The organism is Phaeobacter sp. HF9A, assembly GCF_011806385.1.
In the GTDB taxonomy this organism is placed as follows: domain Bacteria; phylum Pseudomonadota; class Alphaproteobacteria; order Rhodobacterales; family Rhodobacteraceae; genus Epibacterium.
This window is the reverse complement of record NZ_JAATOX010000149.1, coordinates 1-8,311: the sequence shown is the minus strand read 5'-3', so window position 1 is coordinate 8,311 and position 8,311 is coordinate 1. Positions and strand designations below refer to the sequence as shown.

At 60.3% G+C, this 8,311-nt stretch carries 7 protein-coding genes; 6 read left to right on the top strand and 1 reads right to left on the bottom strand.

Annotation, left to right across the window (positions count from 1 at the left end):
- The first annotated feature begins 164 nt into the window (after positions 1 to 164).
- Positions 165 to 518, top strand: a complete 354-nt coding sequence (locus HCZ87_RS18395; protein ID WP_167646173.1) for a DUF6477 family protein — start codon at positions 165 to 167, stop codon at positions 516 to 518.
- Positions 519 to 535: 17 nt separating this feature from the next.
- Here HCZ87_RS18395 and HCZ87_RS18390 read toward each other — a convergent pair whose 3' ends face one another.
- Positions 536 to 2,080, bottom strand: a complete 1,545-nt coding sequence (locus HCZ87_RS18390) for a trimethylamine methyltransferase family protein (RefSeq protein WP_167646171.1) — start codon at positions 2,078 to 2,080, stop codon at positions 536 to 538.
- Between the two features lie 241 nt (positions 2,081 to 2,321).
- On the opposite strand from HCZ87_RS18390, the gene guaA reads away from it, so the two are divergent.
- From guaA to metA, 5 genes are all read left to right on the top strand, one after another.
- Positions 2,322 to 3,884, top strand: a complete 1,563-nt coding sequence (gene guaA, locus HCZ87_RS18385; RefSeq protein ID WP_167646170.1) for a glutamine-hydrolyzing GMP synthase — start codon at positions 2,322 to 2,324, stop codon at positions 3,882 to 3,884.
- A 160-nt stretch (positions 3,885 to 4,044) separates the two neighbouring features.
- Positions 4,045 to 4,914, top strand: a complete 870-nt coding sequence (locus tag HCZ87_RS18380) for a DMT family transporter (protein ID WP_167646168.1) — start codon at positions 4,045 to 4,047, stop codon at positions 4,912 to 4,914.
- 131 nt (positions 4,915 to 5,045) lie between these two features.
- Positions 5,046 to 6,185 (top strand): OmpP1/FadL family transporter, encoded by a 1,140-nt coding sequence (locus tag HCZ87_RS18375; RefSeq protein ID WP_167646166.1) that lies wholly within the window; start codon positions 5,046 to 5,048, stop codon positions 6,183 to 6,185.
- 160 nt (positions 6,186 to 6,345) lie between these two features.
- Positions 6,346 to 7,209 (top strand): ATPase, encoded by an 864-nt coding sequence (locus HCZ87_RS18370; protein WP_167646175.1) that lies wholly within the window; start codon positions 6,346 to 6,348, stop codon positions 7,207 to 7,209.
- A gap of 56 nt (positions 7,210 to 7,265) precedes the next feature.
- A complete protein-coding gene (gene metA, locus HCZ87_RS18365) occupies positions 7,266 to 8,204 on the top strand; it encodes a homoserine O-succinyltransferase (protein ID WP_167646164.1) in 939 nt (312 codons plus the stop codon).
- Positions 8,205 to 8,311: the final 107 nt, after the last annotated feature.

Sequence of the window (8,311 nt, the reverse complement as noted above, 5' to 3'; positions counted from 1 at the left end):
AGACTTCGAGCGCCAGGTCGCCGAGCTGCAGGTGCGTATCGCCGTGCTCAACGGCTACACGGCACTTGGAATCCCCGCCACACAGCCCGTAGAGTAAGTCCGTTCGGGGAAGGGGGAAGCTCGCACATCAGCCGATTTGTGCAACAAGGCCGAAAGGGAATATCATGCAGGATCTTGCAACGCGCCTCACCTCTCTCTCTCGCCCGCGGCTTCTGGCGCGTGCCGCCCGGATTGGCGCGGATGACTATAGCCGTGGTCGGGATCTGAAGCGGATTCTCGGCTCCGTGCTGCCGAACCGCCCTGCGGCGATCCTCATGCGTCTGCTTGATCTGGAGGCCGAGCAGGACCACGCCAGACGGCGCCATGACGCGGGATATCCCCTGCCCCGCCATGTTGCGATCCTGATCGCACTGGCTGCCGAAAGCCGCCTGTATCTCGGGGCGCTTGCCAATGGCGACGCCGCAGCAGGCGCCATAAAAAACGGCGCCGCAAAGGGCGCCGTTCTGCTGCAACAGTAAGGGGTTGCGGCTCTTTCTTACATGAAGGCATCCGGCATGGAGGCTTTCTTCTCGGCGACATACGCCACCAGCGCCTCGCGAATCGCGGGATCCATCTCGGGCTGCTGGTAGGTTGCCAGCAGATGCTCCACGCGGGCGCTCGCCAGCTTGTAGGTGTCGCGAGCACCCTCTTCTTCCCATTGCTCGAAGGGTTTGTAGTCGAGCACCTGAGATTTCCAGAAGGCCGATTTAAAGTTCGCCTGCGTATGCTCGCAGCCGAGATAGTGGCCACCCGGGCCAACTTCGCGGATCGCATCCATGGCCTGGCCGTTCTCGTCCATCGAGATGCCCTTGGCCAGACCGTGCAGCACGCCCAGCTGATCCGCGTCCATGACGAATTTTTCAAAATCCGCCACCAGACCACCTTCGAGCCAGCCACAGGAGTGCAGCATGAAGTTCACGCCAGACAGCAGACCCATGTTCAGGGAGTTTGCGGTCTCATAGGCCGCCTGTGCATCCGGCAGTTTGGAGCCGCAGAAAGAGCCGGCCGAGCGGAACGGCAGGTTGAGACGACGGGCGAGTTGGCCTGCGCCATAGGTCACCAGCGAGGCCTCGGGCGTGCCAAAGGTGGGCGCACCGGAGTTCATGTCGATCGAGGCCACAAAGGCGCCAAAGATCGCCGGCGCCCCTTTGCGGATCAGCTGGCTATAGGCCACGCCGACCATGACTTCGGCCAGAACCTGCGTCAGCGTGCCTGCAACGGTGGTCGGGGCCATGGCACCGCCCACGATGAAGGGCGAAATAATGCAGGCCTGGTTGTTGCGCGCATAGACTTCCAGCGAGCCCATCATCACATCGTCAAAGGTCATCGGCGAGTTGATGTTGGTGAGCGAGGTCATCACCGTGTTTTCCTGCACGAAGTCCTTGCCGAACAGGATACCGCACATATCGACGGAGTCCTGGGCGCGGCTCGGTTCGGTCACGGACCCCATGAAGGGCTTATCGCTCAGCTCCATATGCGCCATCATCATGTCGAGGTGACGCTTGTTCACCGGCACATCGGTCGGCTCACAGACGGTGCCACCGGAGTGATGCAGCCATTTGGACATATAGCCGAGTTTCACGAACTTCTGGAAATCATCCAGCGTCGCGTAGCGGCGGCCGCCATTGGCATCGCGCACGAAGGGCGGGCCGTAGACCGGCGCAAGAACCAGGTTGCGGCCGCCGATGACCACGGATTTCTCCGGGTTGCGGGCATGCTGGGTGAACTCGCTCGGCGCGGTGGAGCACAGCTGGCGGGCCAGACCACGGGGCAGACGCACGCGCTCGCCCTGCACATCGGCACCGGCTTCGCGCCAGCGTTCCAGCGCTGCGGGGTTATCGACGAAATTGACGCCAACCTCTTCGAGGATGGTTTCGGCGTTGGCCTCGATGATTTCGAGCGCCTCTTCGTTCAGCACCTCAAAGTTCGGAATATTCCGCTCGATGTACTTGGCGGTCTCGATCTTTACGCTGGTCCGTTCCGCACGACGTGCGGCGCCACCGCCACCCCTGCTCCGACGACGTGGTGCTGCTTCCGTCATTGTTCTACCTCGCGACAGTATGAATTCGGTGAAGTCTGCTTACCGAAGGAGTTCCCAGCATCATCGAATGATAACGGCTATTCTCGCATAAATGCGACATTCCGCCCTAGAAGTTTCGCGAAAGGGGACAGTTTCCTCTCGCATTGCGACACAAATTGCACGCCGTTGTATACCTTGCTAATCGCGGCCTGCGCGCCATCTCCCCCTTGCCAGATGCGCCGCCAAACCCTAAGAGCCAAGCATGATCGAAACAGCCCATGACCGCCTTCTTATTATAGACTTCGGCAGCCAGGTAACGCAGCTTATCGCGCGCCGCCTGCGTGAGCTGAACGTCTATTGCGAAATCCACCCCTATCAGAATGTCACTATGGACTTTGTGCGCGACTTTGCGCCCAAGGCGGTGATCTTCTCCGGTGGACCCGACAGCGTGACGCGCGACGGATCTCCCCGCGCGCCGCAAGAGATTTTTGACTACGGCGTGCCGATCCTCGGCATTTGCTATGGCCAGCAGGTGATGATGCATCAGCTCGGCGGCACCGTTCAGTCGGGTCATGGCACCGCCGAATTCGGTCGCGCCTATGTGACCCCGACCGAGGAGCGTATCGAGCTCCTGGGCGGCTGGTTCCTCGACCAGACCGAACAAGTTTGGATGAGCCACGGCGACCATGTCTCTGAAATCGCACCCGGTTTTCAGGTCTATGGCACCTCTCCCAACGCGCCGTTTGCGATCACTGCCGATCTGGAGCGCAACTTCTACGCGGTGCAATTCCACCCCGAAGTGCACCACACCCCCAACGGCAAGACGCTTTATGAAAACTTCGTGCGCCTCGCCGGGTTTGAGGGCGACTGGACCATGGGCGCCTACCGCGAACAAATGGTTGAGAAGATCCGCGAAGAGGTGGGCGACAAGAAGGTCATCTGCGCGCTTTCGGGCGGGGTTGACAGCTCGGTCGCAGCGGCACTGATCCATGAGGCGATCGGCGATCAGCTGACTTGCGTGTTTGTCGATCACGGGCTCCTGCGCAAGAACGAGGCCGATGAGGTCGTCGGCATGTTCCGCGATCATATGAACCTGCATGTGATCCACGCGGACGAATCCGACCTCTTTCTGGGCGAGCTGGAGGGCGTCTCCGACCCCGAAACCAAGCGCAAGATCATTGGCCGGCTGTTCATCGACGTGTTCCAGAAATACGCCGACCAGATCGACGGCGCCGAGTTCTTGGCCCAAGGCACGCTCTACCCCGATGTGATCGAGTCGGTCTCCTTCTCTGGCGGCCCCTCGGTGACGATCAAATCGCACCACAACGTCGGTGGTCTGCCGGAAAAAATGGGGCTCAAGCTGGTGGAGCCGCTGCGCGAGCTCTTCAAGGACGAGGTCCGCGCATTGGGGCGTGAACTCGGCCTGCCCGACAGCTTTATCGGCCGCCATCCCTTCCCCGGACCGGGTCTGGCGATCCGCTGCCCTGGCGAGATCACCCGCGAAAAGCTGGAGATCCTGCGCGAGGCGGATGCGATCTATATCGACCAGATCCGCAAACATGGGCTATATGACGAAATCTGGCAGGCCTTTGTGGCCATTCTGCCGGTGCGCACGGTCGGTGTGATGGGCGATGGGCGGACCTATGATTACGCCTGCGCCCTGCGCGCGGTGAATTCCGTCGATGGCATGACCGCGGATTATTACCCCTTCAGCCATGAATTCCTGGGCGAGACCGCCACGAGAATCATCAATGAAGTCAAGGGCATCAACCGCTGCACCTATGACATCACCTCAAAGCCTCCGGGCACGATCGAGTGGGAATAACCCCTGCTCCCAAAGCTCCGGCTGCCGCAACGCAGCCGGAGCTTTTTCTTTGCCGGACGCCGTGATCGGTTCCGCCTCTTGCACATCCGCACCACAAGGGCTTGACCCCGCGCGCGTTTCCCGCCCTTCTGCGTCTGATTTTACCCGAGGATATAAGCAGATGCAGGATTCCCCCCAACAGATCGCCCGCGCGGCAACCTGGATGATCGGCGCAATCCTGTCGTTTTCCGCAATGGCCATCGCCGGGCGCGAAGCTGGTCTCACGCTGGATACCTTCGAGATCATGAGCTATCGGAGCCTGATCGGCCTTGTGCTGATTTCCGGGCTGATCACCCTGCAAGGCAAATGGCGCACCGTCAGCGCCGAGCGTCTTTTGCAGCACGGGATGCGCAACGCGGCGCATTTTACCGGCCAGAACCTTTGGTTTTACGCGGTGACCGCAATCCCGCTGGCGCAGGTTTTCGCGCTGGAGTTCACCTCGCCGATCTGGGTCATTCTGCTGGCGCCGATTTTTCTGGGCGAGGCGCTGACACGGATGCGGCTTCTCGCGGTTTGCCTTGGCTTCATCGGTATCCTGATCGTCGCGCGCCCCAGCCCGGAGACCTTCAACCTGGGCCTTGCCTGCGCGGCGGGGGCGGCGTTGTTCTTTGCCATGACCGGCATCGCCACCAAGCGGCTGACCCGCCACGAGAGTATTTACTCGATCCTGTTCTGGTTGACCGCGATGCAGCTGGTCTTTGGCCTGCTGCTGGCTGGGTGGGACCTGGATTTCGCCCTGCCCAACGCCCAGAGCCTGCCCTATCTGCTGATCATCGGCTGCGCGGGGCTCGGCGCGCATTACTGCATGACCAGCGCCCTGTCCCTGGCGCCGGCAGCGGTGGTCATGCCGATTGATTTTGTCCGCCTGCCCTTCATCGCCCTGCTGGGATGGCTGATTTACGGTGAAAGCGTCGAAATCTGGCTGTTCGTTGGCGCGGCGCTGATTGTTACGGGGAATTTCCTCAACATTGTATCATCCCGGCAACAGTAGGCGCCAGGCGGCCGAAAGCTGACGCAACCTGCCGTTCCGTCAACATTGCGAGAACTGTCACATTTCCCTTACGCTCATGGGCAGAACGCACCGCGACATATAATGTCGCCGAGCGCCTGAGGGAGGACATTATGAAACATTACATCGCAGCATCCGTTGCTACGACGCTTCTGGCCACCACAGCGATGGCCAGCGGCCTGGATCGGACCGGCCAGCCGATCGGCCTGATCTTCGAGGAGGGCACCTATGCGGAGTTTTCCTTTGCCACCACATCCGTTGACCTGTCGGGTAACGACCGCACATCGCTCAACCCGTTTGGGTCTGCGACCGGTGACGTCGGGGATCGCTTCAATATGCTCGGTGGCGGTTTCAAGACCGATATCAACGATCAGCTGTCTGTGGCGGTGATCTATGATGAACCCTGGGGCGTGGATGTGAGCTACCCGACCACCGGCGGCTCTGCGCTGCTGGGGGGCACCATGGCCCATGCGGATTCCAACGCGATCACCACCCTTCTGCGCTACAAGTTCAACGACCGCTTCAGCGTCCATGGCGGCCTGCGCTACCAGGAAATCAGTGGCGACATCACCCTGGCAGGCGCCGCCTATAACGCCGTTGTCCCGCTCTCGGGCTACAACGTGAATGTTGGCCGGGACGGCGCCTTTGGTTGGGTTGCGGGCGTCGCCTATGAGATCCCCGACATCGCGCTGCGCTTTGCGCTGACCTATCAGTCCGAGATCGAACATAGCTTCGGTCTGGTCGAGACAACACCCGCCGGTGTGCCGGGCATTGGCGGCACCACGCTCAACACCAGCACCAAGACCAAGACGCCGCAATCGGTGAACCTGGATTTCCAATCTGGCATAGCAAAAGACACCATCCTGTTCGGGAATGTGCGTTGGGCCGAACACAGCGTCACCGATCTTGTCGTGCTTGGCGCGCTTGGCGGGCGCGATCTGATCGACCTGGACGATTCCTTCACCTATACGCTGGGTGTCGGCCATCGCTTCAACCAGAACTGGTCCGCGTCTCTGGCCTATATCTATGAGGATGTGGACGGCGACAATCTGGTTTCGCCGCTTGCGCCCACCCATGGGATGGATGCGATCCGCCTTGGCGTGCAGTATCAGACGGAAAAGATGAAAGTGGCCGCGGGCCTGCGCTATACCAAACTTGGCGACGCCATTGCCTCGCCAGGGGGGACGCCGGTGAGCAACTTCAACGACAACGACGCCCTGAGCCTTGCGGTCAAGGTTGGCTTCTACTTCTGATCCCGCCCCACGACCCTTTGAAACCCTGCCTCTTTTGGCAGGGTTTTTGCGTTTTCATCCCTGCGCGCGCCCGCTTCGCATCAACGGGGCGCGACATGTATTTGACCTTGACGCCGCCGCTCTTTAGCAAGGCAGAAACGGCTGTGAATAAGGTCAAATGATGCTCTACTCTTCCGCTCAGGCCTGGCGCGATGCGCCCTCCAAACGGGTCTTGTTCTTTGGCATGTCTGGCCTTGGCAAGACCTACATCAGCAATATCCTGCGCGGCTCCGGCCAGTGGTTCCACTATTCCGTCGACTACCGCATCGCGACGCGCTACCTCGGCGAATTCATTTCCGATCAGGCCAAGATCGAGGCGATGAAAAACCCCTTCCTGCGCGCGCTTCTGCTGACGGATTCGGTGGATATCCGCCCCAATATCACCTTTGATAACCTCAGCGCGGTGGCCGGCTACCTCGGGGTTCCGGGCGATGCTGCCAAGGGGGGGCTCACGATCGAGGAATATCGCCGCCGACAGGACCAGTTCCGCACCGCCGAGATTCAGGCGCTGACCGACACCGGCTATTTCATCGAACGCTCAGAGCGGATCTATGGCTATCCGCATTTTGTCTGCGATTCCGGCGGCTCCATCTGCGAATGGGTCGAGGCCGCCGACCCAAAGGATCCCCTGCTGACAGAGCTGAGCCAGCGGGCCTTGCTGGTCTGGATCAAGGGCAGCGAGGATCACACCCAGGAGCTGATCCGCCGCTTTGATCGCGCCCCCAAACCGATGGCCTATCAGCCCGAATTCCTGACCCGCGTCTGGGAGGAATATCTGAGCAAAAACAATCTCTCCGAAGGCGAGGTTGATCCACATACCTTCCTGCGCTGGACCTATGCGCAGGCGCTGGCGCATCGCCAGCCGCGCTATCAGGAAATGGCCCAAAGATGGGGCGTGACCGTCACCGCAGACGAGATCGCAGCCGTCAAAAATGCCGCGGATTTCGAAGAGTTGATTTCCTCCGCCCTTGAGGCCCGCGCGTAACGACCCTATTTACCTTCGCCCGATACACTCATCTGATCGTTAAAAAAGGACCTGACATGCCCATCAAGATCCCCTCAGACCTGCCCGCCTACTCCGTCCTGTCGGACGAGGGCGTCATGGTCATGACGCCGGATCAGGCGGCACGCCAGGATATCCGACCGCTGCGGATCGGCCTTTTGAATCTGATGCCGAAAAAGATCCAGACCGAGAACCAATTCGCCCGGCTGATCGGCGCCACCCCCTTGCAGATCGAACTGTCACTGATCCGCATGACAGAACATCAGACCAAAAACACCGCCGCCGCCCATATGGCGGAGTTCTACCGCCCCTTTCAGGAGGTCAAACACGAGAAGTTCGACGGTCTGATCATCACCGGTGCCCCGATCGAACATCTGTGTTTTCAGGATGTCACCTATTGGGACGAGCTGCGCGAGGTGTTTGACTGGACCCAGACCCATGTGCATTCCACCTTTGGCGTCTGCTGGGGCGGCATGGCGATGATCAACTACTTCCACGGGGTGAAAAAACACATGCTGGACCACAAGGCCTTTGGCTGTTTCCGGCATAAGAACCTCAAGCCGACCTCGCCCTATCTGCGCGGCTTCTCGGATGATTTCGTCATTCCCGTCTCGCGCTGGACCGAAATGAACCAGACGGAGATCGACGCTGTCGAGGGGCTCAGCACGCTTCTGGGCAGCGACGAGTCCGGCCCCTGTCTGGTCGAGGATCCCGCGCATCGCGCGCTCTATATCTTCAACCACTTTGAATACGACAGCGGCACGCTGAAACAGGAATATGATCGCGACGTGGCCGCGGGGACAGCCATCAATGTGCCCTGCAACTACTATCCCGACGATGACCCCAGCCAGCCGCCGCTGAACCGCTGGCGCAGCCATGCGCATCTGCTCTATGGCAATTGGGTGTCAGAGATCTATCAGACCACCCCCTATGATCTGGACCGTATCGGCCTTGAGAGCACAGACCTGCGCGTCTGACTGCGTCAAACCCCGCAGAGGCTGGCTGACACCTTGTGCCTAGGCTCAGGACCCATTAATCCTGCATCACTGGCGCGAAATCCACGAAAGATCAGTGCTTTGGCCTG

What these genes read in the sequence shown, in the direction of transcription:
- HCZ87_RS18380 (WP_167646168.1), top strand. Translation starts at nt 4,045, where the DNA reads ATGCAGGATTCCCCCCAACAGATCGCCCGCGCGGCAACCTGGATGATC.
- HCZ87_RS18375 (WP_167646166.1), top strand. Translation starts at nt 5,046, where the DNA reads ATGAAACATTACATCGCAGCATCCGTTGCTACGACGCTTCTGGCCACC.
- guaA (WP_167646170.1), top strand. Translation starts at nt 2,322, where the DNA reads ATGATCGAAACAGCCCATGACCGCCTTCTTATTATAGACTTCGGCAGC.
- HCZ87_RS18370 (WP_167646175.1), top strand. Translation starts at nt 6,346, where the DNA reads ATGCTCTACTCTTCCGCTCAGGCCTGGCGCGATGCGCCCTCCAAACGG.
- metA (WP_167646164.1), top strand. Translation starts at nt 7,266, where the DNA reads ATGCCCATCAAGATCCCCTCAGACCTGCCCGCCTACTCCGTCCTGTCG.
- HCZ87_RS18395 (WP_167646173.1), top strand. Translation starts at nt 165, where the DNA reads ATGCAGGATCTTGCAACGCGCCTCACCTCTCTCTCTCGCCCGCGGCTT.
- HCZ87_RS18390 (WP_167646171.1), bottom strand. Translation starts at nt 2,080, where the DNA reads ATGACGGAAGCAGCACCACGTCGTCGGAGCAGGGGTGGCGGTGGCGCC.